This window comes from Ensifer adhaerens (assembly GCF_013283195.1).
Classification (GTDB): Bacteria; Pseudomonadota; Alphaproteobacteria; order Rhizobiales; family Rhizobiaceae; genus Ensifer; species Ensifer adhaerens_G.
Genome location: NZ_JABEKT010000005.1, coordinates 24,089 through 50,583, shown reverse-complemented (window position 1 = coordinate 50,583; position 26,495 = coordinate 24,089). Strand labels below are relative to the sequence as shown.

The window sequence follows — 26,495 nt, the reverse complement described above, 5'->3', positions numbered from 1 at the left end:
TGATGTTGGGCAGCGAGGCATAACGCGGCTCGTTGAGGCGCAGGTCGGTGGTGACGACCGCCGGCAGCTTGATGTCGATCGTCTGCAGGCCGCCATCGACTTCGCGCGTCACGGTCGCCTTGCCGTCACCGATCTCGACCTTGGAGGCGAAGGTGCCTTGCGCCCAGCCGAGCAGCGCCGACAGCATCTGGCCGGTCTGGTTCGAATCGTCGTCGATCGCCTGCTTGCCGACGGATCTTGACGTTGTAGTCAACCACCCGCTTAACCGTCACAAGTATTTTCATGGATTCTTCCCTCCAAGAGCTTTCGCAGGAAAATGCGCCTTAACGGAGCCGCCTGATTGTCGGTTGGCGACATCGATACGCGTTTTTTCTCCAATTACAATCACTGTGCTTGGCGCTAAATCGATATAACCCCGAGAATTGGAATAACGTTTACGTACACGTAAGAAGGTAGCCTGACAAGACCTCTTCGCAGATGCGGCAACGGTGTTTTTCTCCGGTCAGGAAACGACAATCAACCCTTTGAAATAATAGGAAAACTGCGGTGCGCGCGGTGTCCGGCTGACGATTTCAGGCCGTTGGGCGACCCCACGGCGTCGGCGGTTTGCGCGTTTCGGGCAGGGGTTGTGGCAGGACGACGACGGACTCAACCTTGTGTTCGACGGCGCGCGGCGTGACGATCGTGCGGTCGAACAGCGGCACGCCGCGGCGTCGCAAAACGACCACCAACGCGAGCCCGGCGACGATGCCGCCGACATGGGCGCTCCAGGAGACGCCACTACCCGGATCGACCACCAGCATGAAGAATTGCTGGCCGATCCAGAAGGCGAGTGGAATGGCCGCCGGCAGGGGCAAGGGAATGCGGAAAAACACCAGAACCCAGACGCGCACCTTCGGATGCAGCAGGAAATAGGCGGCGACCACGCCGGAGATCGCGCCCGAGGCGCCGATCAGCGGCGCTTCGGATGCCGGGTCGAGCAGGCCATGCGCCAGGGCTCCGGCAGCGGCACAGGCGAAATAGAACACCAGAAAGCGAAAGTGCCCGAGCGCATCCTCGACATTGTCACCGAACACCCAGAGGAACAGCATGTTCATCGCCAGATGCATGAAGTCGCCATGCAGGAAGGAGTAGGTGATGAAGGTAAAGCCATCGGGCACGATGATCAGCGACGGGTCGAGTTGGGCATAGTCGAAGACGAGTGCCGGTATGTAGCCGAAACCCAGGAGCGTCGCATTGGCGAACTCTTCGGTGGCGATCGGGCCGGTTATCAGCCAGACGGCGATGTTGATGACGATCAGGCTGATCGTCACATACTGAACCTTGATGTACTTCAGGGTGTTCTTATCGTGAAGCGGTATGAACATGCGGTCTCCCGAAGCGTGTTTCCCTGGACGTTATCGGTTTTTTCCGGGAATCCATAGGACGTCGGCTTGCCCCTTGTCGTTGGTCCAGCGGGCGGCCACGAACAGGAAATCCGACAGCCGGTTGATATAGGCGATTGCCTCACGGCTGACGATTTCTGTCTCGATCTGCGCCAGCGCCACCATCTGCCGCTCGGCGCGGCGGGCAACGGTGCGCGCTACATGGAGTGCGGCCGATGCGGCGCTGCCGGCCGGCAACACGAAGGAGCGCAGCGGTTCAAGGTCGGCGTTCAGCCGGTCGATTTCCGATTCGAGCCAGTCGACCTGGCTTGCGACGATGCGAAGCGGTTCATATTCCGGCTTCTCGCCGGTATCGGGCGTGGCGAGATCCGCGCCGAGGTCGAAGAGATCGTTCTGGATCCGCATCAAGGTGGCATCGAGAGCGGGCACGTGGGCGGTGTATTGCCGGGCAGCGCCGACAAAGGCATTGGTCTCGTCGACAGCGCCATAGGCATCGACCCTGAGGTCGCTCTTCAGGCGGCGCGGGCCGGCGACGAGCCCGGTGGTGCCGTTGTCGCCCGTCCGGGTGTAAATCTTGTTGAGCTTGACCATGGTGTCGTCAGGTTCCTTAAGACGGGCGGCCGCCGCCGGTCAGCCACAGCGTCAGCATGATCAGGGCGATGGCGACTGCCTGCAACAGGACGCGCGCCTGCATCAGCTTGTTGGAGGTGTTGCCGCTGCCGCCCTTGGCCATGTTCACGAGGCCACGGATCAGGACGATGACGACCAGGCCCATGACGAGCAGGGTCAGGCCGGTGAAGAAACTGGACATCGAATGCTTCCTTGCGTTTACGATCAGCCTAGGCGGCCGATTATGCGGTAAAACAATGCTGCCGGCAGGAGCTTCTTCAGGAGCGCACCCTGCCTGGCGGGCCTTGTTACAATATAGTGCGGCTTGGGTCTTTTTGCCGTCAGCGCATGCTTGAGCACGGCATAGACCGCCTCCGGGCCGAGCTTGCCGGCGGCCGGCTTGCTTTCGCCTTTCAGCCGTCGCAACTGCCGTTCGTATTCGACCCGGTGCACTGATGTCTTCAGGTCGATGAAGCGCTCGATATAGGTCACGGCATTGGCGGTAAACCTGGAGGCGATCGGTCCCGGTTCGATCAGGCTGACCTCGATGCCGCTGCCTGCGAGCTCCATCTTCAGCGTCAGCGACAGCCCCTCGATCGCGAACTTCGAGGCGTTGTAGGCGCCGCGCCAGCGATAGGGCACGATGCCGAGAATGGAGGAGCATTGCACGATGCGGCCGCTTCCGCGGGCGCGCATGGCGGGGATCACCCGGCGCGTCAGGTCGTGCCAGCCAATGACGTTGGTTTCGAGCTGCAGCCGCAAGGCCTCGGTCGGCAGATCCTCGACGGCACCGGCCTGGCCATAGGCGCCGTTGTTGAACAAAGCATCGATGCGGCCGCCCGAACGCGCCATCACGGCTTCGACCAAGGCAGCGATCGTTTCCGGCTGGGTATAGTCCATCAGGAAGGTTTCGATGCCCTCGTTTTCTAGAGCGCTGCGGTCGTCTTCGCGGCGGACGGTGGCGAACACCCGCCAGCCGTCGGCCTTGAGCGCACGGGCGCAATGGGCGCCGATCCCGGATGAACATCCGGTGACAATGATTGTGGGGCGATCGGACATCCTGTCGATTCCTGTAGAAATCCTGCCCCCGTTTCCCATATTCATCGGCGGGATACAATTGAATTGCGCGAGCCCGAACCCGTGTACGTTGTCGCGGTTGGCCGAGCGCCAAAGCCATGGAACGGCATCGGAGGCCCCGCATGCGAATGCAGGTGACCCTGGTGCCACTCGGCCGGAGTGGAAATGCCATCGTTTATACGCATCACCTGGAAAGTCGTGTTCGATGCGCTATGGCACTTCAGTCTGGACGACGGCTGGGCCATGGCGAGCCATGTGGCGCTCTCCTCGCTGCTTGCCGTCTTCCCATTCCTGATTTTCGGAACGGCACTCGGCAGTTTCCTCGGGGCCGATCAGTTTGCCGAGACCGCCGTTCATCTCATTTTCGACGCCTGGCCGGAATCGATCGCCACCCCGATCGCCAACGAGATCGTCCAGGTTCTGACCATTCCGCGTGGGGGCCTGTTGACCGTTTCGGTGCTCGCGGCCGCCTATTTCGCCTCGAATGGCGTCGAGGCGCTGCGGGTGTCGCTCAACCGCGCCTATAGGGTGACGGAAAGCCGCTACTGGTATGTGACGCGCCTGGCGAGCCTCGGCTTCGTGATTGCAGGGGTACTGATCCTGGCAGCGCTCAGCATCCTGCTCGTCGCTGTGCCGCTAGCACTTCGCTACGCCGGCGAATGGCTGCCCTGGCTTGACGGGGTGTTGGCGACCGTCGACAACTGGAGCCTGCCGCTGGCTCTGGTCGTGGTCACGGGCGGGCTCTTCATGTCGCATCTGTGGCTGCCGGACGGGCATCGCAAGGTGATCGACGTGTTGCCCGGCATCTTCCTGACGCTGCTCTGCTGGACGATCGGGGGCTATACCTTCGCCTACTATCTTTCGACCTTTGCGACCTATGTCTCGACCTATGCCGGCCTTGCCTCGATCATGATCGTCTTGGTGTTCCTCTATATGGTCGCGGCGATCTTCATCATCGGCGCCGAGATCAACGCGGCCATCCTGAAGTACCGGGTCAAGCGCATGGTGCGGCGCAGCTTCCAGGGACAGCGCGCGACCGGGGATTAGGTTCGCCTAGAGGATCAATGCCCTGATGTCCGCCGGCGTGCGGCCAGCCTCGCGGAAGGCGGAGATGCCAGTGTCGCGATTGCTCTTGGAGAGTTTCCGGCCGTCCGCGCCGAGCAAAAGGCGGTGATGATGGTAGACCGGCTCCGGCAGGTCGAGGAGCCGCTGCAACAGGCGATGCACCGCAGTTGCATGATAGAGGTCGCGGCCACGCACCACATGGGTAATGCCTTGCAGCGCGTCGTCGACGACGACGGACAGATGATAGCTTGACGGCGCATCAGAGCGCGACAGGATGACATCGCCCCAGGCCGCCGGATCGGCCGCTATGAGGCCCGTCTCTCCCTCCGGGCCGTGGCCGGTCTCCTGCCAGGTCAGGGGCGTTGCGCCGGCCGCAAGCACGGCCCTTTGCATGTCCAGCCGCCAGGCATGGGGTTTGTCGCCGGCCAGAATGGCGTTGCGCGCGTCGCGCCCCAGATCGCGCTCGCGTCCGGGATAGAGTGGTGCGCCATCCGGATCGCGCCGCCAGGCACGGCCCCGCGTTTCGGCATCGGCAACCGCCGCCTTGATCTCGCCGCGGGACATCGCGGAGGGGTAGGCGAGGCCCATATCATCAAGCCGTTTCAAGGCGGATGCGTAGACGTCGAGGTGATCCGATTGTCGACGCGCCGGCTGTTCCCATTCAAGTCCGAGCCATGCGAGGTCGTCGACGATTGCCGTTTCGAACTCGGGGCGGCAGCGCGTCCGGTCGATATCCTCGATGCGCAACAGGAACCGCCCGTTCGACGCTTGCGCCATATCGTGGTTGAGCATCGCCGACAGCGCGTGGCCCAGATGCAAAAGTCCGTTCGGGCTCGGTGCAAAACGGAAAACGGGTTGTGCGGATGACGTGTCTGCCATCGTTTCCCTTTGACATGGAAGCGGTATAAAAATCATCCGCTTTTTGGAGGCGCCATGCGGATCATCCGGACACATGAGGACATCGAGGCGGGTCTTGCCGGCCTGGTGATGCTCGACGCCCGTCTCGAACATGTCGTGGCCAGGGCCGGTCCGGTGCCGCTCAGGCGAACGGATCCCGGCTATCGCGGGCTTGCCAGTATCATCGTGTCGCAGATGGTCTCGAAGGCGAGTGCTGCGGCGATCTGGAAACGCATGGAAGGCTCGCTCGGCGAGATTACCGCGCCTGCCGCGCTCTCGCTCAGCGACGAGGATTGCCGTGCGATCGGGCTTTCCCGCGCCAAGGCCGATACGCTGCGGCGGGTGGCGCAGGCGGTCGTTGCCGGCGATATCGACCTCGACGCGATCTGCAATGTCGAAGCGCTGGACGCGATCCGCGAGCTGACGATGATCAAAGGCGTCGGGCGCTGGACTGCGGAGGTCTATCTCTTGTTTTGCGCCGGACATCCGGATGTCTTTCCATCCGGCGACGTCGCGCTGCAGAACGCCATCGGCCATGGGCTCGGCCTCGAGCTTCGCCCGACCGCCCGCGAGATTGATTCGCTGGCCGCGCACTGGGCGCCGTGGCGCAGCGTCGCGGCGCGTCTGTTCTGGGCCTATTACGCGCAGGAAATGCGCCGGGATGCCGTTCCTGTGACACCTTGAAGGAAAAAGCGAATCCAAGGTTCGCTTTTTTCTTTCCTGCTTCACAATCCTGTTGCAACGGGCCTAATATAGAAGGTGCAGATGCCGAATCGATCAGGAGAATACGCTTGACGATTGCAGTCTCACCGCAGGCCTTACCGGCGCTCGTCTTGAACGCTGACTATCGGCCGCTGAGTTATTACCCCTTGTCGCTCTGGTCCTGGCAGGACGCGATCAAGGCGGTCTTCCTTGACCGTGTGATTATCCTTGCGGAGTACGAGCACTCGGTCTCCTCGCCCAGCTTCTCTATGCGGTTGCCGAGCGTGGTTTGCCTCAAGAGCTACGTGCAGCCGTCGCGTCATCCGGCGTTCACCCGGTTCAACGTCTTCCTGCGCGACAAGTTCGAATGCCAGTATTGCGGCACGCCCGACGACCTGACCTTCGACCACGTAGTGCCGCGCGCCCATGGCGGTCAGACGACCTGGGACAACGTCGTTGCGGCCTGCTCGCCCTGCAATCTGCGCAAGGGCAGCAAGTTGCCGAAGCAGGCAGGCATGGTCCCGCACCAGAAGCCCTACCAGCCGACGGTGCAGGACCTGCACAACAACGGGCGGCTATTCCCGCCGAACCACCTGCATGAAAGCTGGATGGACTATCTCTACTGGGATGTCGAACTGCAGCCCTGAGGTATTTCGGCTATCGGATTGTCGGCGACAGCGCCTCGAACGCCGGGGCAAAGCCACGCCGCGTGAACCTCTTCACGCGGCCGTCTCTTCAGGCGAAAGGTGATTTTACGTCTCAATCAGGCCTTGGCAGCGCCGCGCAGGGCGATCGCTGCAAAGATCAGGCTGGCAATGACGTTCCAGCCGGCAAAGGAGAGGCCGAGCACCCGAAGCGCTGCTTCCGTGCAAGAGGGACCATGCTTGGAATCGAGGTCACCTAAGAGATCGCCGACATTGGACGATACGCCCTGCGCCGTTGTCGCGCAGGTCGACGGCCCTTCCCAGAAGCCCCATTCAGCGCCCGAGTGGTATACGCCCATGCCGGCACCCACGAGCATCAGGATGCCGATCGCCAGAAGCAGCGTGCGCGTCGTCCAGGCCGGCAGCTTCAAGGCGCTGGTGATAACGGCCAGAATGCCGAGCGGGATGCCGTAGTAATAGGGGTCGCGCTGCAAGAGGCAAAGCGCGCAGGGGATATAGCCGCCGATATGCTCGAAACCGAGCGCGCCGCCAACGGTCGCCGCCATGCCGAGCGTCAGGAGAACGGCGATGACGAGGTGATGGCGGGAAGCGGTGGAAGCGTCGATCATGCGTACCTCACGCGGGAAAGCATCGGGATTGGTGTCCGGCATATGCTGCATTGCAACTGAATGATGGCCTTCTTAGGTGCGACGGCGCGCGCTGTAAATCGTCTCGCCTGCGTCGTCTCTGCACGCTTTCGTGATTGTTGCGGAGCAAGTTGAAAATGATGGTTGACCGCAGCAAAAACCTTCGTGTAAATCCACGCCGCTGATATCTTACATCCCTGAGCCCCATTGGCGGAATTGGTAGACGCGCTCGACTCAAAATCGAGTTCCGAAAGGAGTGCTGGTTCGACCCCGGCATGGGGCACCACTCTTAAAAAACCAGCGCTGTTTTTATTGAGATTTTTCGCTGTTTTTCGACGGTTTAATACCGTTCTGTTCCTATTCAAGGGAAGATTTCTATCAACTCTTCATCTGTCATCAGGGCCAAGAGACAACGGTGATATTCGGGGCACGTCATTTTGCCCTGCTCAGTACACGCCAACCCTTGCGGGCGGCTAACCCCAGGAGCCGGCCAGCAAGGACGTGAGCTCCTATTGTGGCGAGCGGAAGTGCGCCGAGCGTGACCGCACTGAAGACAAAGAACCAGTGGGCGACAGCTTGAGACATGTTTGGGATGCCTAGCAAAACGAGCAGTACGCTGGGGATACTAAGGACGTCAGCCGAGAGACTGCGCCAGTTCAATTGAACCGTTCGCGTCGACCACCAGAAGAACGCTATCAGCAAGGGTAGATAGTGAATAGCGATCATCGCCAAGACCACAGAAGCCTCCCAACGCGCATTGGCTCGCCCTAGCTATACGCAACATGGACTAAAAAGCGAGTTGGATGAGCAGGCAACGCGGCGTTGTCACTGATTTGGCTGCATTCCGTCTCAAGGGCACGGTAGACGTGCTTTTCTGCCTCTAGGCAATTCATCCTCCGTGTTGCACAGGCCACTGCCGATTTGTCGCAGTGACTTCCGCTTCAATTTCGATAAAACAGAAAGATCATTCTGTTTTTGGGTGGTCATGCTCGATCTGATTTTTCCCTATTATCTCTGGGTCAAGGCGGCGCATGTCGTCTCGGTGGTCGTCTGGCTCGGTGGGCAATGTCTGCTGGTCGTTCTGCTTGGCAGCCATCGGCAGGTGCTGGCGCAGCAGGACAATGCTGACCTGTTGAGTGCGGTGGAGCAACGCTGCCTGCGTCTGGTCGTCAATCCGGCGATGCTTGCGACGCTTCTCTTAGGCGCGACGCTGTTCTTTCTGCGTGGGCCGGAAACGCTCGGCGAGCTCTGGTTCCAGCTCAAGCTTGCCGGCGTCTTCGCGATGACTGGTCTGCACGGCGCCATCGCGGCAACCGTCGCCTCGCTGCGCCACGGCATCGTCCCCGCCACCCGCATCCGTGTGCTGCAATTTGCGGGGCAGGCGCTGACCGTCACCATCGTTTCCCTCGCCGTCATCAAGTAGGTATGGCTATGCCCGAACATAAAACCAATCAAAAAGTCTCCCGTCTGCTGCGTATCGCAGCGATCGCAGAGGGCACGACTTTGCTGCTCCTCGTCTTCGTCGGCGTGCCGCTGAAGCATGGCCTCGGCTACGGCGAGGTGACGCGCTTCCTGGGGCCTTTGCATGGCCTTGCCTTCCTCACCTATATCTGGGCCGTCATCAACGAACTGTCCTTAGGAGATCAGCCGCGCGGTTGGGCCTTCAAGGCGATGCTGTTCAGCTTCGTGCCGGGCGGCACCTTCTGGTTCTTCCGTCGATCGATCGCTTCTGCGAGCTAGGGCATCATGGGCTACGACAAGGGGCTGAAAACGCGCGAAGAAATCCTCGATGCCGCTGGGCGGCTGATTTTCGTTCGTGGTTATGCCGCCTCCTCCTTTTCCGAGATCACCGCCGCGCTCGGGATCTCGCTCGGCAAGATCACTCACCATTTTCCGAGCAAGGCCGCGTTGTTCGAGGCGCTGTTCGAGCAGGCGGTAGCGCATTTCCGAAAGGAGACGCTGCCGATCTTCGAAGCGCCTGAACTGATGCCATTGCAGCGGATCGAGCGGGTGTTTTTCCGCATCGAGACGTTCTACGCAGCGCAAGGGGAAATCATCGGTTGCCCGGTGGGGCAGACGATGGTCGATCCCGTTGCGACAACCGTGGCGATGCGCGAACTGGCGGCGGCGTTGCTTGGTGATATCGAAAGATTGCTGGCGCGCAATCTCGTCGAAGTGGGTTGGTCGCCGGCGCAGGCGGCGTCGCGAGCAGCGATCGTGACGGCTGCATGGCAAGGTGCGGTGGTAATCTCCCGGGGTGGGGGCGGGGTCGATGGTTTCAGGCGTATTCTCGGTCACGTCAGAACGCTTCTCGCCGAAGAGCCGCCGCGCTGACGTGAGGAATGCGTGGAGGCGACGAAAGAGGAAGCTCGTGCCTGTCGGTGGATAGCCCGCGTCGCGCTGGCGATTGAACTGAGGCCGACGAAGATGTTAGGTGCAGTGCAGCAGAAGTCTGTCGCGGCGGGGCCATGTTACCGACAATCGAAAATTACGACGAACTCTACCGCGCGTTTGAGTGGCAGATCCCCAAGAAGTTCAACATCGGTGTCGCCGTCAGCGATGCCTGGGCCGCGCGTGAGCCGGAGCGCATCTGTCTTCAGCATTTCAGCCCGGACGGCGATCATCGCACACTGACCTACGGCGCTTTCTCGCGGCAATCCTCCGCCTTCGCGCGCGGGCTTGAGCGCCAGGGGATCAAGCCGGGGGACCGCGTGGCGATCCTGCTGCCGCAGGGGTTCGAGGCCGCCATTGCGCATGCCGCCATTTACAAGCTCGGTGCGATTGCCCTGCCGCTCGCCCTTTTGTTCGGGGTCGAGGCGCTGGAATACCGTCTGCACGACGCCGGTGCCGCTGCGATCGTCACCAATGCCTTCGGCCACGAGCGCGTCGCCGCCATCCGCGGGCGGCTGCCGGGGCTGCGGCTGGTCGTGTTGAGCGGCGCCGAGCCCAGGCCAGGGACGCTCGACTTCACTGAGCTTGCCTCAGGGGGCGCCGACGGCTTCGTCGCCGCCGACACCAGGCCCGACGATGCAGCACTGATGATCTACACTTCGGGAACGACAGGGCCGCCCAAGGGCGCGCTGCATGGCCATCGGGTGCTGCTCGGCCATCTTCCGGGGTTCCAGTTTCACCACCATTTCCTGCCGCAGCCTGATGACCGGATGTGGACGCCCGCCGACTGGGCCTGGGCTGGCGGCTTGCTGAACGCGCTCCTGCCCTCGTTGCTGCTCGGCGTTCCCGTGGTTTCGTCGCCGGCGCAAAAATTCGACCCGCATACCGCCTTCCGGATTCTGGAAGAGATGGACGTGCGCAATGCCTTCATTCCGCCGACGGCGCTGCGGCTGATGAAGGCGATCGACAGGCCGCGCGAGCGGTACCGTCTCAATCTCAGAACCATCGGTTCTGCCGGCGAGGCGCTCGGGCGGGAAACCTTCGAATGGGCCAAGGCAGCCCTCGGCCTCGAGGTCAGCGAGTTCTACGGCCAGACGGAGTGCAACATCGTCATTTCGTCGGCCGCCGATCTCAGCGTGGTCAAGCCGGGCTCGATGGGCAAGGCGGTTCCAGGCCACCGGGTGGCGATCATCGACGGTGACGGCCAGGAATTGCCGGCCGGAACTATCGGCCAGGTGGCGATCCGCAGACCAGATCCCGTGATGTTTCTCGGGTACTGGAAGAACGAGAGGGCGACGGACGCAAAGTTTATCGGCGACTGGATGACGACCGGCGACCAGGGCGTGATGGATGGCGAGGGCTACTTCACTTTCTTCGGGCGCGATGACGACGTGATCACCTCATCAGGCTACCGCATCGGTCCTGGAGAGATTGAGGACTGCCTTGCCGGACATCCGGACGTCCAGCTTGCCGCGGCCGTCGGAAAGCCGGACGCGTTGCGCACGGAAATCGTCAAGGCCTATGTCGTCCTGAGGCCCGGCGTGGCTGGCGACGAAGAAACCGCACAATCGATCCGCGACTGGGTGAAGACGCGTCTGTCGATGCATGAATATCCGCGGGAGATCGCGTTCGTCGACAGCCTGCCGCTGACGACATCGGGCAAGGTTATCAGGCGGTTCCTGCGCGAGCAGGCGGCGGCGGAGCCGCCGCACGCGCCCATCTGAGGACGCCGGTCAACGGCCGGCGAGCGCCTTGATCTTTTCCCGCAGCATCCGCGCCATGTTGCGGGTGTTGCGGTAGAGGTGCAACTGTGCTGCGACCTGGCGAACGTCGCGGTCGCGGGTCTGCTGCAGGCCGATGACGAGCGTGCCCATTTCTTCCCGCTGTTGCCAGAACCGGCTCATGATCGGGTGGTCGGGAACGGCGCAGGAATCCGAACGGGCGATGTTGGCGTCGTCGAGGTGCCATTCGGTCAGTTCCGCCAAAAGCAGCTTGCCCGGCGAGAACTTCGCATATTGCTCATTGTAGGCCGTCTTCCACGTATAGGCTTCGCCCGACATCAGGAAAACGACCATGGAGGCAATGGCCTTTCCGTCGAGGTCGAGTGTGTGGATACGAACGCTGTCGGCTTCGGCGAGGTTGGTGATTGCCTCGCGCGCGAAGGCCGCGCGGAAGCGGTCGAGCACCATGGCGCTGCGTTCGCGGCCCTTCCAGCCGGACGCTTCCAGCGCAAGGAACTCTTCCATGCGAATGCGGATCTCGCTCGGCTGGCGCGCGACGGAATAGGCGAGTTTCCCGCGCTTTTCCAGCTGGTTCCATTGGCGCCGCAATTCGCGGAAATGCGCCGGGCTGATCGCCTTTTTCAGATAGGTCGGGCCATCGAGCAGGCTTTCGAGCATCGGCCGGCTGAACGTGTCAGTCACTGTCAGCGGCAGGTTTCGGCCGATGGCGACAGCACGCGCCAGTTGCGCGAACTTGCCCTTGAGGCGCACATCCGGCAGAACCAGAACCGGGGGGAGGCTTGCCGACGGATTGGTCAGGGCTTCAAGCAGGTTGTCGATTGTTTCGGCCGCATCCTCGGCATCGAGCAGCGGCACGCCAAGCGGGCCGAAGGGATTGGACCAGGCGCGGATAATCGGTGCGCCGATCGAAAAGCCGGGCTTCTCGATCGAAAATGGCATCAGGAAGCGCATGCGGCTGCGGCGCTCGTTGTTGTCCCTGATGATGGCGAGCCGGATCACGCGTTCCTCGAGCCTGGGCATCGCCGGCGCCAGGAAACGGCCGGTGAAGAAGACGTTCGGCTCAAGCGCCCGGTTCGACAGGAAGTCGAGTTCGCCCTGCAATTCATAGCCGGCCTTGGCCGGGTAGATAGCGAGATGCCGTCCGGGGCGTCCGACCGCAAGCATGTGCTCCGCCTGGGGATGGGAATGGCCCATCGGTGCCAGCCCGCCAAGGATGCGGGCAGCTCTGTCGTCTGCGTCACCGGGAAGATTGGTATTGCCGATCATGGATGGATCGCCCCGTTGTTGTCATGGTTCGAACGCCCGCTTGCGAAAGCGAACAGCGCGAAGCCGAAGGTGCGCCTTACGGCGAAATGAAGCAGCATTGCCTCGACGAACATAGCACCGGCGGTTGCAAATGCAGCACCAATCAATCCGAAAAGAGGAATGAGGCTCAAGTTCAGCGCGAGGTTTGCCACCAGAGCGCCGGCGTACAGGATCACGCACAGCGTCTGCTGGCCGGCCATCGTCAGCAGGATTTCGGCGGGCCCGATGAAGGCCTTGGCCATGATGCCGGCAAACAGGATGGCCATCAAAGGCCAGCCGCCGACGAAGGCCGGACCGAACAGCGAGAGCAGGATCGGGCCGGCCGCCAGGACGACTGCACCGAGCACCAGTGACGGCCAGAACGCCCAGCGGGCGCTTTCGATGGCGATCTCGGCCAATTGCCTGCGGTCTTTTGCGGCCATGGCTCCGGCAATCCGCGGACCTGCTGCCGCCTTGACGGAGAACATGACGAAGTGAACCAGCGCCATCGTCTTGGCGGCGGCGAAGTAGACGGCGACATCGTCCGGCTTCAGGTAGAAGCCGACAATGACAACGTCGGAATTGGTCAGCAGGAATCCGAAGCCGTCGATCAGGAAGATCGGCACCGCGACCGTGAGCCAGCGTCCCATTTCGATGCGCAGCGGTCCTCGGACGTAGCGCGAACGCAACCGCCAGGTGAGTACGAGGAACTGGCTGATGGTCGTCGCATAGACGGCGGCCATGGCTGCGGCCATGGCAGTGCGCGCCGTGTGCGGCGCGCCCATCGTCGTTGCCAGCACCATGAAGGCGAGCACCAGTAGAGGGCGGATGATGAAGGTGGGGCTCATGGCTGAAAGCGGCCAACCATGGGCGCGGGCGGTGCCGTCCATCACGTCGCCGAGCGCGATCATCGGCAGAATGAACAGGCCGAGATAAAGCGGCACGAGGTAGTAACCCTCGATCCGTTCCGCAAACAGCCACAGGCCCGCAAACCCGACGAGGGCGAGCGTGCTTGCCGACACGAGGGCAAAGATGCGCGCGGTGGTCGTCAGGCCGCGAATTTCGTCCAGCGCCGCTGTTGCCTGGTATTCCGGCAGGAAACGGATCACAGCCGAATGGAAGCCGACGCAGGACAGGTTGCCGAACAGGATCACGAGCACCCAGACGAAGACGAAGATGCCGTACTCGAACTCGCCCATCAGGCGCGCGAGAATGATCTGGGACAGGAAGGCGATTGCGGCGCTGAGGATGCGGATGGCGAAGGCGACCAGCGCCATGCGCCGTGCCGTGTTTTTGGGGTCGGGTTCGGTCAGGGCGGCGACCAGCATGCCCCCCAGCGGAGACAAGCGGTGACGAAGCGCTGACGGCAGCATTCGTCCGGCTGTTTGACACACCGCCATGAACACGAGAACACCCTGAGATTACGCAATACAGGGTTTGGTTGTGCCAGATCAGCGTTAACAAACGGTTCAGTCGGCGGGTTTGCCTTGGGGAGGGAGCCGAGCGGATGGACCCCGTCCGGTGCCGAAAAGACGCTCTTTGGATCGCAACCGGCCAACGCCAGATCGTTCGGCCCCGCCACTGGACATCGGGAGGCGAGGCGGTGTTCGCCTTTCCCGCCTCGCAAACAAAAATGCCGCCCGGAGGCGGCATTTTCAGATCAGGCTTCGTAAATTCCGTGGCAGTGCTTGTACTTCTTGCCGGAGCCGCATGGGCAGGCCTCGTTGCGCGAGACCTTGCCCCAGGTCGACGGATCGGCCGGGTTGCGGTTTTCCGGAGCGACGGCCAGCAGCGAACCGGAGCCGCCGCCAAAATCGTCTTCGCCGGTCAGCGGGTCGATATGGTGACCTTCCATCATCGGCGGAACCGGCTGCGGTGCTTCGGCCGCCTCGCGCACCAGTTCGACGCGCATCAGCTGGGCCGTTACGGCCTGGCGCAGGTTGCCGAGCAGCGCCTGAAACAGCTCGAATGCTTCGGACTTGTATTCCTGCAACGGATCGCGCTGCGCATAACCACGGAAACCGATGACCGAACGCAGGTGGTCGAGGTTGACGATGTGTTCGCGCCAGAGATGGTCGAGTGTCTGCAGGATCACCGAGCGCTCGACATACTGCATGATCTCCGGTCCGAAACGCTCGGCACGGTCGGCAACGGCCTTTTCGGTGGCTGTCGTGACGCGCTCGAGAATATCGGCCTCGTCGATGCCTTCCTCGGCCGCCCATTCGACGATCGGCAGGTCGAGGTTGAGGTACTGCTGCACGTCGGCCTTGAGGCCGGCGACGTCCCACTGCTCGGCATAGGCGCGCTCAGGGATGCGCTTGGATACGATGTCCTCGATGACTTCGGTGCGCATGTCGGTCACGGTTTCGGTGACGCTGACGGCATCCATCAGCTCGATGCGCTGCTCGAAGATCACTTTGCGCTGGTCGTTGAGCACGTCGTCGTATTTCAGAAGGTTCTTGCGGATATCGAAGTTGCGGGCTTCGACCTTCTTCTGCGCGCGCTCGAGCGCCTTGTTGATCCAGGGGTGGATGATCGACTCGCCTTCCTTCAGGCCGAGCTTCTGCAGCATGCCGTCCATGCGGTCGGAGCCGAAGATGCGCATCAGGTCGTCCTGGAGCGACAGGTAGAACTTGGACCGGCCCGGGTCACCTTGACGGCCGGAGCGGCCGCGCAGCTGGTTGTCGATACGGCGGCTTTCGTGACGTTCGGTGGCGAGGACGTAAAGTCCGCCGGCGGCAAGCGCCCTTTCCTTCAGTTGCTGCACCTCGGCACGGATCGCCTGTTCGCGTTGGTCGCGCTCAGGGCCGGGCTCGACTTCCGAGAGTTCCTGCTGGATGCGCATGTCGACGTTGCCGCCGAGCTGAATGTCGGTACCGCGGCCGGCCATGTTGGTGGCGATCGTGACGGCACCGGGAACGCCGGCCTGGGCCACGATGAAGGCTTCCTGCTCGTGGTAACGCGCGTTCAGCACCTGGAAGTTGTCGAAGCCCGACTTCTTCAGGAGGTCGGCAAGCTGTTCGGACTTTTCGATCGACGTCGTGCCGACCAGCATCGGCTGGCCGCGCTCGTGCGCCGACTTAATCTCGTCGATGATGGCTTTCAGCTTTTCGCCCTGCGTCCGATAGACTTCGTCGTCCTCGTCGATACGCTTGATCGGCAGGTTGGTCGGGACCTCGATGACTTCCAGGCCGTAGATGTTGCCGAATTCTTCCGCTTCGGTGGAAGCCGTGCCGGTCATGCCGCCGAGCTTGGAATACATGCGGAAATAGTTCTGGAAGGTGATCGAGGCGAGCGTCTGGTTCTCGGGCTGGATCTGCACCTTTTCCTTGGCTTCGAGCGCCTGGTGCTGGCCTTCGGAATAGCGGCGCCCCGGCATCATGCGGCCGGTGAATTCGTCGATGATGACGATCTCGCCGTTGCGTACGATGTAGTCCTTGTCGCGCTGGAACAGCTTGTGGGCCTTGAGCGCGTTGTTGACGTGGTGGACGATCGCGACGTTCTCGATGTCGTAGAGCGATTCACCCTTGAGCAGGTCTGCCTGTCTCAGAAGGTTTTCGAGCTTCTCGGTGCCTTCTTCGGAGAAGTTGGCCGAGCGTTGCTTTTCGTCGATCTCGTAGTCTTCCGGCGAAAGCATCGGAATGAACTCGTTGATCGTGTTGTAGAGGTCCGAGCGATCGTCGAGCGGGCCGGAGATGATCAGCGGCGTGCGCGCTTCGTCGACGAGGATCGAGTCGACTTCGTCGACGATGGCGAAGAAGTGGCCGCGCTGAACCATCTGCGCACGCTCGTACTTCATGTTGTCGCGCAGATAGTCGAAGCCGAGCTCGTTGTTGGTCGCGTAGGTGATGTCGCAGCCATAGGCGGCCTTGCGCTGGTCATCCGTCAGGCCATGAACGATGACGCCGGTCGTCAGCCCGAGGAAGCTGTAGATGCGGTTCATGGTGGCGGCGTCGCGCTGTGCCAGGTAGTCGTTGACGGTGACGACGTGCACGCCCTTGCTGGCGAGCGCGTTGAGGTAGACCGGCAGGGTCGCGACGAGCGTCTTGCCTTCGCCGGTCTTCATTTCGGCGATGGCGCGCTCATGCAGGATCATGCCGCCGATCAGCTGGACGTCGAAGGGGCGCAGGCCAAGCACGCGGCGGGCGGCTTCCCGGGCAACCGCGAAAGCCGGCACCAGGAGGTCGTCCAGCGTCTTGCCGTCTGCGAATTCCTTGCGGAATTCCACGGTCTTGGCGGCGAGTGCCTCATCCGACAAAGCCTTCATGTCGGCTTCAAGAGCGTTGATGGCATCGACCCTCGCCTTGTAGCCACGCACGCGGCGATCGTTGGAGGAGCCAAACAACTTGCGGGCTAGGCCGCCGAGACTGACCATATGAATGGTCCTTTCTTTTTTGTTGCCTTGGGTTCCACTGGCCGCACTGTCCAAAACCGCGCAATGCCGTGAAACGCCCGGAAACTGTTCTGGACGCGAGGTTGCGTGACAGATAAGAGGGGGGTCGAATTATGTCAACGCACTTGCGTGGCCGGACGGCTACAGAACCGCCACATTCTGGTGGTGTTCAGCCGCCACGAGGCCGACGCAATCGCGTTGATGGCCAAAGGTGAAAGGTTACGAGCATGTCGAAGTTGAAGACCCTGGCCGCTGCGGCCCTGGTTGCGGCGATCGCCGTTCATGGTGTCGCGCGCGCCGAAGATGCGGACCCGGTCATCGCCACGGTCGGTGGCGAAGAAGTGCGCCAGTCCGAGCTCAATCTCGCCCTTGGCGGTCTCGACCCTCAGCTCCAGCAGATGCCGGAAGAGCAGAAGCGCGCAGCCGCGCTGTCGGCCGTCATCGACGTCAAGCTTCTGTCGAAGACCGCAGAGGCGGAAGGCCTTCAGGACGACGCGACGTTCAAGCAGCGTGTCGCCTACCTGACCGAACGCGAACTGCACAATGCCTTCTTCAAGAAGCACGTCGTCGATGCCATCACCAAGGAAGAGGTGAAGGCGCGCTACGACAAGGAAATCGCGGCCGTTCCGGTCCAGGAAGAAGTCAAGGCACGCCATATCCTCGTCAAGACCGAGGAAGAAGCCAAGGAAATCATCAAGGAACTCGACGCCGGCAAGAGCTTCGTCGAGCTGGCCAAGGCCAAGTCTTCCGACCCGAACAAGGACGACGGCGGCGACCTCGGCTATTTCACCAAGGGCCGGATGGTTCCTGAATTCGAAGCCGTCGTGTTCACGCTCGACAAGGGCGCCTACACCAAGACGCCGGTGAAGACGCAGTTCGGCTTCCACGTCATCCTGGTAGAAGACAAGCGCCCGCAGGCTCCGCCGACGCTGGAGCAGGTCGAACCGCAGGTTCGTCAGCTTGTCATGCGCGACAAATACGTTGAGCTGCTTGCTGCTGCCAAGAAGGATACCGGTGTTGAGATTTCCGATCCGGCTCTGAAGAAGGCCTATGACGAGGCCAACAAGGCGCAGGAAGCCAAGTAATCTCTCGACTGACGGGCCCGTCCAAGGGCAGGGCCCGTCGATCAACGTTTCTTGTCGATGCCCGACGGCTGAAGGCCGTTCGGGCATTTGTCGCAACTTCACCTTGATCCCACGTTCTTCAGGCAGGTTTCCCATGTCCGGTTCCGTCTCTCCGCTTGCTCCAAAAACCTTTGTCGACATGCCCGCCCTGCGCGGCGTTCGCATGGCAACGGCCGCGGCCGGCATCAAGTACAAGAACCGTACCGACGTGCTGATGATGGTTTTCGACGAGCCTGCTGCCGTTGCCGGCGTGTTCACGCGCTCCAAGTGCCCGTCGGCGCCTGTCGATTTCTGCCGCCAGAACCTGGGCGGCGGTGTTGCACGCGCGGTGGTCGTCAATTCCGGCAACGCGAATGCCTTTACGGGCAAGAAGGGCCGCGAAGCGACGGAGCTGACGGCAAAATCGGCAGCGAAAGCCGTCGGTTGCGCCGAGAGCGAGGTGTTCCTGGCTTCGACCGGCGTGATCGGTGAACCGTTGGACGCGACGAAATTTTCTGGCGTGCTCGACGATCTCGCCGCTGCCGGCACGGAAGCGTTCTGGTTCGAGGCCGCCAAGGCGATCATGACGACGGACACCTATCCGAAGGTCGCCACCCGCAGCGCCGAGATCGGTGGCGTCAAAGTCACGATCAACGGTATCGCCAAGGGTGCCGGCATGATCGCGCCTGACATGGCGACCATGCTCTCCTTCGTCGTCACCGACGCGGACATCGCTCCGGCAGCACTTCAGGCGCTGCTTTCGGCCGGCGTCGGCCCGACGTTCAATTCGGTCACGGTCGACAGCGACACCTCGACGTCCGATACGCTGATGCTGTTTGCGACCGGTGCTGCCGCTGTCGACGGCCAGCAGCAGGTGACGGACGCGTCTGACGCGAAGCTCGACGCCTTCCGCGCGGCGCTCAACGACCTGCTGCGCGATCTGGCACTCCAGGTCGTTCGCGACGGCGAGGGCGCTCGCAAGATGGTTGCCGTCACGGTGGAAGGTGCCGAGAACGATGCGGCTGCCAAGCGGATCGCGCTTTCGATCGCCAATTCACCGCTGGTCAAGACGGCGGTCGCCGGCGAGGACGCCAATTGGGGACGCGTCGTCATGGCCGTCGGCAAATCAGGCGAAATGGCCGAGCGCGACCGCTTGGCGATCTGGTTCGGCGATGTGCGCGTCGCCGTCGAGGGCGAGCGCGATCCGACCTATTCGGAAGCGGCCGCAACGGCGGTCATGAAGGCGCAGGATATCCCGATCCGCGTCGAAATCGGCCTTGGTTCCGGGCGCGCGACGGTCTTTACCTGTGACCTCACCAAGGAATATGTCGAGATCAACGGCGACTACAGAAGCTGATGCCTTCGTGAAGCGGTCTTGTCGGGGCCTGCGGCTCCTAAAGCGCTCGCATTGACGGTATCCGGGTTTGGCCGGTTGGGGGTAAGCAGATGACATCGAACGAGACACAGCCCGGCACAGGTGATGCCGCGGCTGGAGGCAAGGACAAGCGGATGGTTGATCTTCCGAGCGTGCGACGGCTTGAGGCAGTCGGTTTTCGCGCCTGGCCGGCAGCGTCGGTCCACTATGACGGCAGCTGGCTGATCCGGCTGAACGCCGGTCACGATTCCAAGCGCCTCAATTCGGTCAACCCGCTCGATCCCTCGGATTACCGCGACATCCCGGTTCGGCTGGAAAAGGCCGCCAGACGCTTTGCCGATTACGGGCGGCCGCTGACCGTGCGCCAGACGCCGTTGACGCCGCCGCAACTGATCGCCCACATGGACGGCGAAGGCTGGACTGCCTTTTCCCACAGCACCGTGATGATGGCTGACATTGCCGAGCGTGATTTCGGCGAAGGTATCGACCATCTGCCGATCAAGGATGTCGGCCGCTTCGTCGATGCGCGCATCCGCATCGGCAAGGACGACCCCAAGACCAAGGCGGCACTTGCCGAGATCATCAACGCCATCAAGCCGGAAAGCGGTCTGTTCCTGTTCGAGGATGTGGAGAGCGGCCCCACCGCTGTGTCGCTGGTCGTCCAGGACAATGATCTCGCTGGTATCATGCTGTTTGCGGTCGATGAACATTTCCGCAGGCAGGGGCTGGGCAAGGCCATGCTCGACGTGTCGCTGCGCTGGGCCCGCCTGCGCGGCGCCAAGAAGGCCTGGCTGCAGGTCGAGGCAGACAACGAGGCAGCGCTGGCGCTCTATCGCAGTGCGGGCTTTTCGGACGTCTACAACTATCTCTACCGTACGCCGAAGGCCTGACGAATGGATGCCACCGGAAAGAAGATCGTTCTCGTCGCCGCCTGCGCATTGGTCGATTCCGATGGCCGGATCCTTCTCGCACAGCGTCCTGAAGGCAAGTCGCTGGCCGGCCTGTGGGAGTTTCCCGGTGGCAAGGTTGAGCCCGGCGAGACGCCGGAGGAAACGCTGATCCGCGAACTGGATGAAGAGCTCGGCATCCAGACCAAGGTCGCTTGCCTTGCGCCGCTGACCTTCGCCAGCCACACCTATGACGATTTCCACCTGCTCATGCCGCTGTATGTCTGCCGTCGCTATGAAGGTGTGGCGATTGGCCGGGAAGGCCAGGCGATCAAATGGGTGCGTTCCAAGGCCCTGCGCGACTATCCTATGCCTCCTGCCGACGAGCCGCTCATCCCATTTCTGATGGATTTGCTCTGAACCTACCCAAAAACCGGCCGATTATTAATCGATCGTTTATCTCCCTCCCGCAAAGATAGCTGCAATTCAGTTTCGGTACGTGGCGTTCAGCGAACGGCGTATCGGTTTCGGGCAATGTGGCAGGACGAAGCTTGGGAAGGATGCTCCCGTTCGCCGCACCTTATGCGTTTGTGAGGCTGGGATGGTTGACGACGATTTCTGGAGGACGGTTCAGGAGAAGGACATGGTGACGAGCCAGTCCCGCCGGACGGGTGTGCTCAATCTGTCGCTGCTGTTTGGAACAGCCGTGATTGCGCTGACGCTTATCCTGACCCCGATGCTGTCTTCGAAGGCGGACAAGCGCATGCTCGCGAACACGCCGATGGACTACGACAATATTTCGACCGGCTCTATTCCCTCGAACGGCACCACCAAGCGCTATACCGTGCGCCGCAGCGTGCTGCAGGAAATGCCGGGGGCTGTCTGCATCATCGATGCCGACGGCAGCAAGAGTGGCTGCTGATCTGGGCGGCGCGTCGGACTGGTTCCTTGCGTGTCTGCCGGTCGGGAGGCGAGTTCCAACCGGGCTGGGTACCTATGAACACGTTGAAGCGCCTTATTCGCGATAAAAATGCGGCCACTGCGGTTGAGTACGGACTTATCGCGGGCCTGATTTGCCTCAGCCTGATACTCGGCCTGGAGCAACTACGAGACGCGCTGCTGTCTCTTTTCAATCTGCTGACAACGACGTTCCTGGATTCGCGGAACTGACGACCCGAACATCTGGTTTTCAGACCGGTCGCTCCTTTGTCCCCAACGCCTCCGACAACCGTTGTTTCGCAGAACCCGGTTTCAGCGGTTTCTGCTGGCTTTCGTGCGGCGCCCAGCCTGAGAGATAGACGACCGAGAAGGTTGCACGGATGCGACCGTCCGGGTCGGAAAAGCGTTCCGCGTAGATTTCCGCGGCCCTCAGGAAAAAGCGTCGGGAAACGGGTGTCCGGCTGCGGGCTGCCAGCGGGCTGGTCATGCCCATCGCCCGCAAATCCCTGATAAGCGCGAAGAGCGAATCATAACGCACCGTATAGGTTTCCGCGTCTGCCACCGGCAGGGCAAAGCCCGCCCGCTGCAGCAATGCGCCCATGTCGCGAACGTCGGCAAAGGGAATGACGCGTGGACTTGCGCCACCGGTCAGCTCGGCTTCTGCCGCAAGCAACGCCTCGCGCAACTCGTTCAGCGTTCCATTGCCGGGGATCGCCGCCAGGAACAGCCCATCGGGCTTCAGTGCCCGGCGCGCCTGAATGAAGGCGCCGGGCGTGTCGTTGGTCAGGTGGAGGGAAAGCGGAGAGACGAGAAGATTGAGCGTCTCGGGCTCTGCGGGGACGCGCTCGAGCGGCGCAATCGCAACCGGCATGGCAGCGGTGCCGAAACCGGCATCCGTTTCCACCCGCTCGACCGTTCCGACCTTGCCGGTTTCCAGAAGTCGGAGTGCGGTTGCGCCGGTGTAGCCGTGCAGCTCCATCGCCTTGTCGAACTGGCGCTCGACCACGCTAACGCGGTCGGCCAGTTCCTGTGCGACGATATCGAGGAGGAAGGCTGCTTTCGGGTCGGCATTGTTGAGTGCCCGGCGGCGGTGCGCCTCGACGAGGCTCTGGTCAAAGATGATTTCCACGGTACTCTGCTCCGGCAGCATGATGGCCTCCCCGGATCGGAACCGATTCAAAAGAGAAATCATGCCGAAATTCAAAGTGCTGCGGCGACATCAGCGCATCCGAAATGGCGCGTGGCGCTGCAGCGTTTTCCAGCGTCCTGCAAAGAAACCCACGCGACGGTAAAGTCAACCATATGAACCGGGAAGAGCGGCAATTTGGACTGGCGGGTGGCCTCGCCCTTCTGCGACAGGTCGGCAACGATCTCATCGACCTCGTCTATCCTCCCGTCTGTTGCGGCTGTGGCCGGCTGATGGGCCGCCACCGGGCCGTCTGTGCGCCCTGCTGGTCGACACTCCAACTGATCGAGCGGCCCTATTGCGAAATCCTCGGCCTGCCGTTTGCCCATGATCATGGGGAGGGAACGGTATCGCCCGAGGCGATCGCCGATCCGCCGGTCTTCGACCGTCTGCGCTCCGTTGCCATCCACGACGGCATCGCACGTGATCTCGTGCATGGATTGAAGTATCGTGACCGGACCGATCTCGCGCCAATGATGGCGGAATGGATGGTCCGGGCAAGCGATGGCGCGGTCGCTTCCGCCGATGCTATCATCCCGGTTCCGTTGCATGCCTTCCGGCTCTGGGGGCGCAAATACAACCAGGCGGCGGAGCTTGCCCGTGCCGTGGCAGCGCTGTCAGGCCGCCCCTATCTGTCGTCAACGCTTCGCCGCATCAGGCGCACGACCAAGCAGGTCGGGCTTGGCGCCAAGGCACGCGAGGACAATGTTCGCGGCGCCTTTGCCGTTGCCGAAAGCGGCAGGCAAGGTCTCATCGGAAAACGCATCGTCCTCGTCGACGATGTATATACGACTGGCGCCACCGTCTCGGCCGCGGCTCGCGCGCTGAAGCGGGAGGGGGCCGGACACGTCACGGTTTTAACCTTTGCAAGAGCCATGTCCGGTCTTATATGACAAATGAAAGTCCGGCATCGTTGCCGGTGAAGGAGCGGTTAGGAAACATGGCTTCGATCGTTATTTATACGCGTCAGTTCTGCGGCTATTGCTCGGCCGCCAAAAAGCTTCTGGAAACCAAGGGCGTCTCGTTCCTCGAACACGATGCGACTTACGATCCGCAGGTACGCCAGAAGATGATCGAGAAATCGCATGGCGGCACCACATTCCCGCAGATCTTCATCAACGACATCCATGTTGGCGGTTGCGACGATCTGCATGCGCTGGAGCGGGCCGGAAAGCTCGACGAGATGCTGGCCGCCTAGACCTTCTCCGCCCTGAATGGAGCGACAGAAACGCTCCTTTGCCGTATCTTCAAGAATTCCCTGATGGAAAGCCGGTTCGGACTTTCCCGGGAATGCTCGCAGGAGCCCGACTGCCATGACCTTCAAGGCTGCCGCCATCCAGATGTGTTCCGGCGTCGATCCGGCAAGAAATGCCGAGACGATGGCACGGCTGGTGCGCGAGGCGGCAGGTCATGGCGCGACCTATGTCCAGACGCCGGAAATGACCGGATCGCTGCAGCGCGATCGCGCCGGCTTACGGGCCGTGCTGCGGGACGAGGCCAACGACATCATCGTGCACGAAGCGGCGGCACTTGCGCGTGAACTCGGCATTCATCTGCATGTGGGATCGACCGCCATCGCCCTTGCCGACGGCAAGATCGCCAATCGCGGGTTCCTGTTCGGCACGGATGGCTCCAAGATCTGCGACTACGACAAGATCCACATGTTCGACGTCGATCTCGACAATGGCGAGAGCTGGCGCGAAAGCGCGGCCTACACGCCGGGCGCGACGGCGCGTTTGGCGGACCTCGATTTCGGAAAGCTCGGTTTTGCCATCTGCTACGACGTCCGCTTCCCGGAACTGTTCCGCCAGCAGGCGGTCGCAGGCGCCGAGGTGATGTCGGTGCCGGCGGCCTTTACCCGCCAGACCGGCGAAGCGCATTGGGAGATCCTGCTGCGCGCCCGCGCCATCGAGAACGGCTTCTTCGTCATTGCCGCAGCCCAGGGCGGCGTGCATGAGGACGGGCGCGAGACCTTCGGCCATTCGATGATCGTCGACCCCTGGGGCAAGGTGCTGGCCGCGGCCGGTGCTGCCGGCGAGGGGATCGTGCTGGCCGATATCGATGTTGCCGCTGTGCATGCGGCCCGCGCCAAGATCCCGAACCTCAGGAATGCCCGCAGCTTTGCGCTGGATCAGGTCCTGCCGACCGGCAAGGGAGGCGTTGCCGCTTGATCCGCTATACGCTTTCCTGCGATCAGGGCCACGCTTTCGAGGGCTGGTTCTCGTCGAGTGATGATTTTGATGGCCAGATGGAGCGCAAGCTCGTTTCCTGCCCCACCTGCAATTCCACATCGGTTGCCAAGCAATTGATGGCACCTTCGGTCGCAACCGCGCGCAAGAAGGAAGCGACGCGGGCGCTGGTCATGGATCAGGCGCAGAAGGAAACCGTCGCCAAGATCCGCGAACTCGTCAAAGCGGTGCGTGACAATGCCGAGGATGTCGGCGACCGCTTTCCCGAAGAGGCGCGCAAGATCCACTATGGCGAGGCGGACGAACGCGGTCTCATCGGCCAGGCGACGGTGGAAGAGGCCGTCGCACTTCTCGAAGAAGGCATCGCGATCGCGCCGCTGCCGGTATTGCCCGACGAGGTCAACTGACCGCCGGCGCGGCATCGTTCCCCACGCCAGCCGTTTTGCCGGTCGTTTCATAAAATCCGAAAACGCTCTTTAAAAACAGATTGTTGGTTCCCATTTCCGGATCTTTGCAATCCGGGATTTTGAGAGCAATGGATCTTGCTGACCTTCGTATTTCCACCGACCGCCTGACGATCCGGCATTTTGCGCCTGAGGACTTCGATGGGTTCCATGCCTATCACCGGCTACCGGATGTTTATCGCTATCTCTATGCCGATCCGCTGGACGAGGACGGCGCACGCACCAAATTTGCGAAGGCGCGCGACCCGCGCCTCGATGAGGATGGGGATGTCGCGGTCTTTGCCGTGGAGCGACGGGAGGATGGCGCGCTCGTTGGCGAAGTGCTGTTGAAGCTTGCGAGCAAGGCGGCGCGGCAGGCAGAAACCGGCTACATCTTCAACCCGGCGTTTGCCGGCAAGGGCTATGCGACCGAAGCGATGCGGGCGGCACTCGATCTCGGTTTCTCCCTCCTCAATTTTCACCGGATTTTCGCGCGGCTCGATCCGCTCAATACCGGCTCTGTCGGCGTCGTCGAGCGTCTCGGCATGCGCCGAGAGGCGCATCTTATCCAGAACGACCTGTTCAACGGCTCCTGGGGCGACGAGTACATCTACGCCCTGCTAAAGCACGAATGGAACGCGCGGCCAAAGGCTGCCCGAGGCAACTAGGGGTCAAAATGCAAAACCCTCCGGCGACAGACATCGCCGGAGGGTTTCAAATGTTCAGTCCATATCCCGCAGGCTCGGCCGGTTTGCCGTCAAAGTGGGCGCTTGGCGACGATCATGTAGTTGACGTCCATGTCCTTCGACAGGTTCCACTGGTTGGAGAGCGGGTTGAAGAACACGCCGGTGCGTTCGGTCAGTTCCAGACCGCTTGCGACAAGCGGCTTTTCCAGCTCCTCGGGGCGCACCAGCTTTTCATATTGATGGGTGCCGCGCGGCAGCCAGCGCAGCACGTTTTCGGCGGCGAAGATCGCCAGCGCCGCCGCCTTCATCGTGCGGTTGATGGTGGCGACGAACATCAGGCCACCCGGGCGAACCATATGGGCGCAGGTGCTCATAAAGAAGTCGACATCGGCGACGTGCTCGACCACTTCCATGTTGAGAACGATGTCGAAGCTTTCGCCCGCTTCGGCAAGCGCTTCAGCCGTTTCCGCACGATAATCGACGGCAACTCCGCTACCGGCGGCATGGGTCTTGGCGATGCCGATGTTCTTTTCCGACGCATCGGCGCCGACGACGTCAGCCCCCATGCGGGCCATCGGCTCCGACAGCAGCCCGCCGCCGCAGCCGATATCGAGCAGGCGCAGGCCTTTCAGTGGCTGCGGGCTCTTCGGGTCACGGTCGAAATGCTCGGAAACCCGGTCGCGGATATAGGCGAGGCGGACCGGGTTGAACTTGTGCAGCGGCCGGAACTTCCCCGTCGGGTCCCACCATTCGGCGGCCATGGCCGAAAAGCGGTCTACCTCGCTCTGGTCGATCGTCGTGCGCGCTGTCTCGCTCATGCTGCCGTCTCCTTCATTCTGCCTGATGAAGTC

General features: G+C 62.0%; 29 protein-coding genes, 1 tRNA gene and 1 pseudogene. 19 read left to right on the top strand and 12 right to left on the bottom strand.

What is annotated here, in order from left to right; all coding sequences use genetic code 11:
* The 5 genes and pseudogenes from LPJGGPFB_RS29500 to LPJGGPFB_RS29480 all read right to left on the bottom strand — a co-directional run.
* A pseudogene (locus tag LPJGGPFB_RS29500) lies at window positions 1-232 on the bottom strand (electron transfer flavoprotein subunit beta/FixA family protein); the annotation flags it as partial.
* A gap of 340 nt (window positions 233-572) precedes the next feature.
* Window positions 573-1,367 carry a rhomboid family intramembrane serine protease gene (locus LPJGGPFB_RS29495; protein ID WP_173423505.1) on the bottom strand — a complete coding sequence of 265 codons (795 nt, stop codon included), beginning with the start codon at window positions 1,365-1,367 and terminating at the stop codon, window positions 573-575.
* Between the two features lie 30 nt (window positions 1,368-1,397).
* A complete protein-coding gene (locus LPJGGPFB_RS29490) occupies window positions 1,398-1,976 on the bottom strand; it encodes a cob(I)yrinic acid a,c-diamide adenosyltransferase (RefSeq protein ID WP_173423504.1) in 579 nt (192 codons plus the stop codon).
* Window positions 1,977-1,992: 16 nt separating this feature from the next.
* A complete protein-coding gene (locus LPJGGPFB_RS29485) occupies window positions 1,993-2,196 on the bottom strand; it encodes a twin transmembrane helix small protein (protein WP_077500997.1) in 204 nt (67 codons plus the stop codon).
* A 23-nt stretch (window positions 2,197-2,219) separates the two neighbouring features.
* On the bottom strand, window positions 2,220-3,053 hold the full coding sequence (locus LPJGGPFB_RS29480; RefSeq protein ID WP_173423503.1) for an SDR family oxidoreductase: 834 nt from the start codon (window positions 3,051-3,053) through the stop codon (window positions 2,220-2,222).
* Between the two features lie 183 nt (window positions 3,054-3,236).
* On the opposite strand from LPJGGPFB_RS29480, the gene LPJGGPFB_RS29475 reads away from it, so the two are divergent.
* Window positions 3,237-4,118 (top strand): YihY/virulence factor BrkB family protein, encoded by an 882-nt coding sequence (locus LPJGGPFB_RS29475; protein ID WP_173423502.1) that lies wholly within the window; start codon window positions 3,237-3,239, stop codon window positions 4,116-4,118.
* A 6-nt stretch (window positions 4,119-4,124) separates the two neighbouring features.
* Here LPJGGPFB_RS29475 and gluQRS read toward each other — a convergent pair whose 3' ends face one another.
* Window positions 4,125-5,015 (bottom strand): tRNA glutamyl-Q(34) synthetase GluQRS, encoded by an 891-nt coding sequence (gluQRS, locus tag LPJGGPFB_RS29470; RefSeq protein WP_234903141.1) that lies wholly within the window; start codon window positions 5,013-5,015, stop codon window positions 4,125-4,127.
* Between the two features lie 54 nt (window positions 5,016-5,069).
* On the opposite strand from gluQRS, the gene LPJGGPFB_RS29465 reads away from it, so the two are divergent.
* Together LPJGGPFB_RS29465 and LPJGGPFB_RS29460 are read left to right on the top strand one after the other, a co-directional pair.
* Window positions 5,070-5,717, top strand: coding sequence for a DNA-3-methyladenine glycosylase family protein (locus LPJGGPFB_RS29465; protein WP_173423500.1), 648 nt, complete (start codon window positions 5,070-5,072; stop codon window positions 5,715-5,717).
* A 107-nt stretch (window positions 5,718-5,824) separates the two neighbouring features.
* Window positions 5,825-6,382, top strand: coding sequence for an HNH endonuclease (locus LPJGGPFB_RS29460; protein WP_173423499.1), 558 nt, complete (start codon window positions 5,825-5,827; stop codon window positions 6,380-6,382).
* A 116-nt stretch (window positions 6,383-6,498) separates the two neighbouring features.
* Here the strand turns inward: LPJGGPFB_RS29460 and LPJGGPFB_RS29455 are convergent, their stop codons facing one another.
* A complete protein-coding gene (locus tag LPJGGPFB_RS29455; protein ID WP_173423498.1) occupies window positions 6,499-7,008 on the bottom strand; it encodes a disulfide bond formation protein B in 510 nt (169 codons plus the stop codon).
* 219 nt (window positions 7,009-7,227) lie between these two features.
* Between LPJGGPFB_RS29455 and LPJGGPFB_RS29450 the strand changes: the two genes are divergently transcribed.
* The 5 genes from LPJGGPFB_RS29450 (at window position 7,228) to LPJGGPFB_RS29430 (ending at window position 11,141) form a co-directional block, all read left to right on the top strand.
* A tRNA-Leu gene (locus tag LPJGGPFB_RS29450) sits at window positions 7,228-7,312 on the top strand.
* Window positions 7,313-8,011: 699 nt separating this feature from the next.
* The gene (locus tag LPJGGPFB_RS29445) at window positions 8,012-8,449 is read left to right on the top strand and encodes a CopD family protein (protein ID WP_173423497.1); all 438 of its coding nucleotides are present in this window, start codon (window positions 8,012-8,014) and stop codon (window positions 8,447-8,449) included.
* Window positions 8,450-8,457: 8 nt separating this feature from the next.
* Complete coding sequence (locus LPJGGPFB_RS29440) at window positions 8,458-8,766, top strand: DUF3817 domain-containing protein (protein WP_234903140.1); 309 nt, start codon at window positions 8,458-8,460, stop codon at window positions 8,764-8,766.
* Between the two features lie 6 nt (window positions 8,767-8,772).
* Window positions 8,773-9,360 carry a TetR/AcrR family transcriptional regulator gene (locus tag LPJGGPFB_RS29435; RefSeq protein ID WP_173423496.1) on the top strand — a complete coding sequence of 196 codons (588 nt, stop codon included), beginning with the start codon at window positions 8,773-8,775 and terminating at the stop codon, window positions 9,358-9,360.
* Between the two features lie 134 nt (window positions 9,361-9,494).
* Window positions 9,495-11,141, top strand: coding sequence for an AMP-binding protein (locus LPJGGPFB_RS29430; RefSeq protein ID WP_173423495.1), 1,647 nt, complete (start codon window positions 9,495-9,497; stop codon window positions 11,139-11,141).
* Window positions 11,142-11,150: 9 nt separating this feature from the next.
* On the opposite strand, the gene LPJGGPFB_RS29425 is transcribed toward LPJGGPFB_RS29430, so the two are convergent.
* The 3 genes from LPJGGPFB_RS29425 to secA form a co-directional block, all read right to left on the bottom strand.
* Complete coding sequence (locus tag LPJGGPFB_RS29425) at window positions 11,151-12,425, bottom strand: GNAT family N-acetyltransferase (protein ID WP_173423494.1); 1,275 nt, start codon at window positions 12,423-12,425, stop codon at window positions 11,151-11,153.
* A complete protein-coding gene (locus LPJGGPFB_RS29420) occupies window positions 12,422-13,816 on the bottom strand; it encodes a lipopolysaccharide biosynthesis protein (RefSeq protein ID WP_173423493.1) in 1,395 nt (464 codons plus the stop codon). Before LPJGGPFB_RS29420 ends, LPJGGPFB_RS29425 begins: the two co-directional genes overlap by 4 nt.
* 287 nt (window positions 13,817-14,103) lie before the next feature.
* Window positions 14,104-16,818 (bottom strand): preprotein translocase subunit SecA, encoded by a 2,715-nt coding sequence (secA, locus tag LPJGGPFB_RS29415; protein WP_173423492.1) that lies wholly within the window; start codon window positions 16,816-16,818, stop codon window positions 14,104-14,106.
* 245 nt (window positions 16,819-17,063) lie between these two features.
* Here secA and LPJGGPFB_RS29410 point away from each other — a divergent pair, with 245 nt between their 5' ends.
* The 6 genes from LPJGGPFB_RS29410 (at window position 17,064) to LPJGGPFB_RS29385 (ending at window position 21,371) form a co-directional block, all read left to right on the top strand.
* Window positions 17,064-17,921, top strand: a complete 858-nt coding sequence (locus tag LPJGGPFB_RS29410; protein ID WP_173423491.1) for a peptidylprolyl isomerase — start codon at window positions 17,064-17,066, stop codon at window positions 17,919-17,921.
* A 133-nt stretch (window positions 17,922-18,054) separates the two neighbouring features.
* Window positions 18,055-19,296: a bifunctional glutamate N-acetyltransferase/amino-acid acetyltransferase ArgJ gene (argJ, locus tag LPJGGPFB_RS29405; RefSeq protein ID WP_173423490.1), complete on the top strand. Its 1,242-nt coding sequence runs from the start codon at window positions 18,055-18,057 to the stop codon at window positions 19,294-19,296.
* Window positions 19,297-19,385: 89 nt separating this feature from the next.
* Window positions 19,386-20,204, top strand: a complete 819-nt coding sequence (locus LPJGGPFB_RS29400) for a GNAT family N-acetyltransferase (protein ID WP_173423489.1) — start codon at window positions 19,386-19,388, stop codon at window positions 20,202-20,204.
* A 3-nt stretch (window positions 20,205-20,207) separates the two neighbouring features.
* Window positions 20,208-20,621 carry an 8-oxo-dGTP diphosphatase MutT gene (gene mutT / locus LPJGGPFB_RS29395; protein ID WP_173423488.1) on the top strand — a complete coding sequence of 138 codons (414 nt, stop codon included), beginning with the start codon at window positions 20,208-20,210 and terminating at the stop codon, window positions 20,619-20,621.
* A 181-nt stretch (window positions 20,622-20,802) separates the two neighbouring features.
* Window positions 20,803-21,123, top strand: a complete 321-nt coding sequence (locus LPJGGPFB_RS29390) for a hypothetical protein (protein WP_077500981.1) — start codon at window positions 20,803-20,805, stop codon at window positions 21,121-21,123.
* Window positions 21,124-21,197: 74 nt separating this feature from the next.
* The gene (locus tag LPJGGPFB_RS29385) at window positions 21,198-21,371 is read left to right on the top strand and encodes a Flp family type IVb pilin (RefSeq protein WP_173423487.1); all 174 of its coding nucleotides are present in this window, start codon (window positions 21,198-21,200) and stop codon (window positions 21,369-21,371) included.
* A 19-nt stretch (window positions 21,372-21,390) separates the two neighbouring features.
* On the opposite strand, the gene LPJGGPFB_RS29380 is transcribed toward LPJGGPFB_RS29385, so the two are convergent.
* Entirely contained in the window at window positions 21,391-22,269 is an 879-nt protein-coding gene (locus LPJGGPFB_RS29380; protein WP_173423795.1) for a methyltransferase domain-containing protein, read from the bottom strand.
* 173 nt (window positions 22,270-22,442) lie between these two features.
* Here LPJGGPFB_RS29380 and LPJGGPFB_RS29375 point away from each other — a divergent pair, with 173 nt between their 5' ends.
* The 5 genes from LPJGGPFB_RS29375 (at window position 22,443) to LPJGGPFB_RS29355 (ending at window position 25,626) form a co-directional block, all read left to right on the top strand.
* The gene (locus LPJGGPFB_RS29375) at window positions 22,443-23,219 is read left to right on the top strand and encodes a ComF family protein (RefSeq protein WP_173423486.1); all 777 of its coding nucleotides are present in this window, start codon (window positions 22,443-22,445) and stop codon (window positions 23,217-23,219) included.
* Between the two features lie 47 nt (window positions 23,220-23,266).
* Window positions 23,267-23,524, top strand: coding sequence for a glutaredoxin 3 (gene grxC, locus LPJGGPFB_RS29370; protein ID WP_173423485.1), 258 nt, complete (start codon window positions 23,267-23,269; stop codon window positions 23,522-23,524).
* A gap of 115 nt (window positions 23,525-23,639) precedes the next feature.
* Window positions 23,640-24,497: a carbon-nitrogen hydrolase family protein gene (locus LPJGGPFB_RS29365; protein ID WP_173423484.1), complete on the top strand. Its 858-nt coding sequence runs from the start codon at window positions 23,640-23,642 to the stop codon at window positions 24,495-24,497.
* Entirely contained in the window at window positions 24,494-24,922 is a 429-nt protein-coding gene (locus LPJGGPFB_RS29360; protein ID WP_173423483.1) for a DUF1178 family protein, read from the top strand. Before LPJGGPFB_RS29365 ends, LPJGGPFB_RS29360 begins: the two co-directional genes overlap by 4 nt.
* Window positions 24,923-25,050: 128 nt before the next feature.
* The gene (locus LPJGGPFB_RS29355) at window positions 25,051-25,626 is read left to right on the top strand and encodes a GNAT family N-acetyltransferase (protein ID WP_173423482.1); all 576 of its coding nucleotides are present in this window, start codon (window positions 25,051-25,053) and stop codon (window positions 25,624-25,626) included.
* Between the two features lie 89 nt (window positions 25,627-25,715).
* Here LPJGGPFB_RS29355 and ubiG read toward each other — a convergent pair whose 3' ends face one another.
* Window positions 25,716-26,462, bottom strand: coding sequence for a bifunctional 2-polyprenyl-6-hydroxyphenol methylase/3-demethylubiquinol 3-O-methyltransferase UbiG (gene ubiG / locus LPJGGPFB_RS29350; RefSeq protein WP_173423481.1), 747 nt, complete (start codon window positions 26,460-26,462; stop codon window positions 25,716-25,718).
* Between the last annotated feature and the right edge of the window lie 33 nt (window positions 26,463-26,495).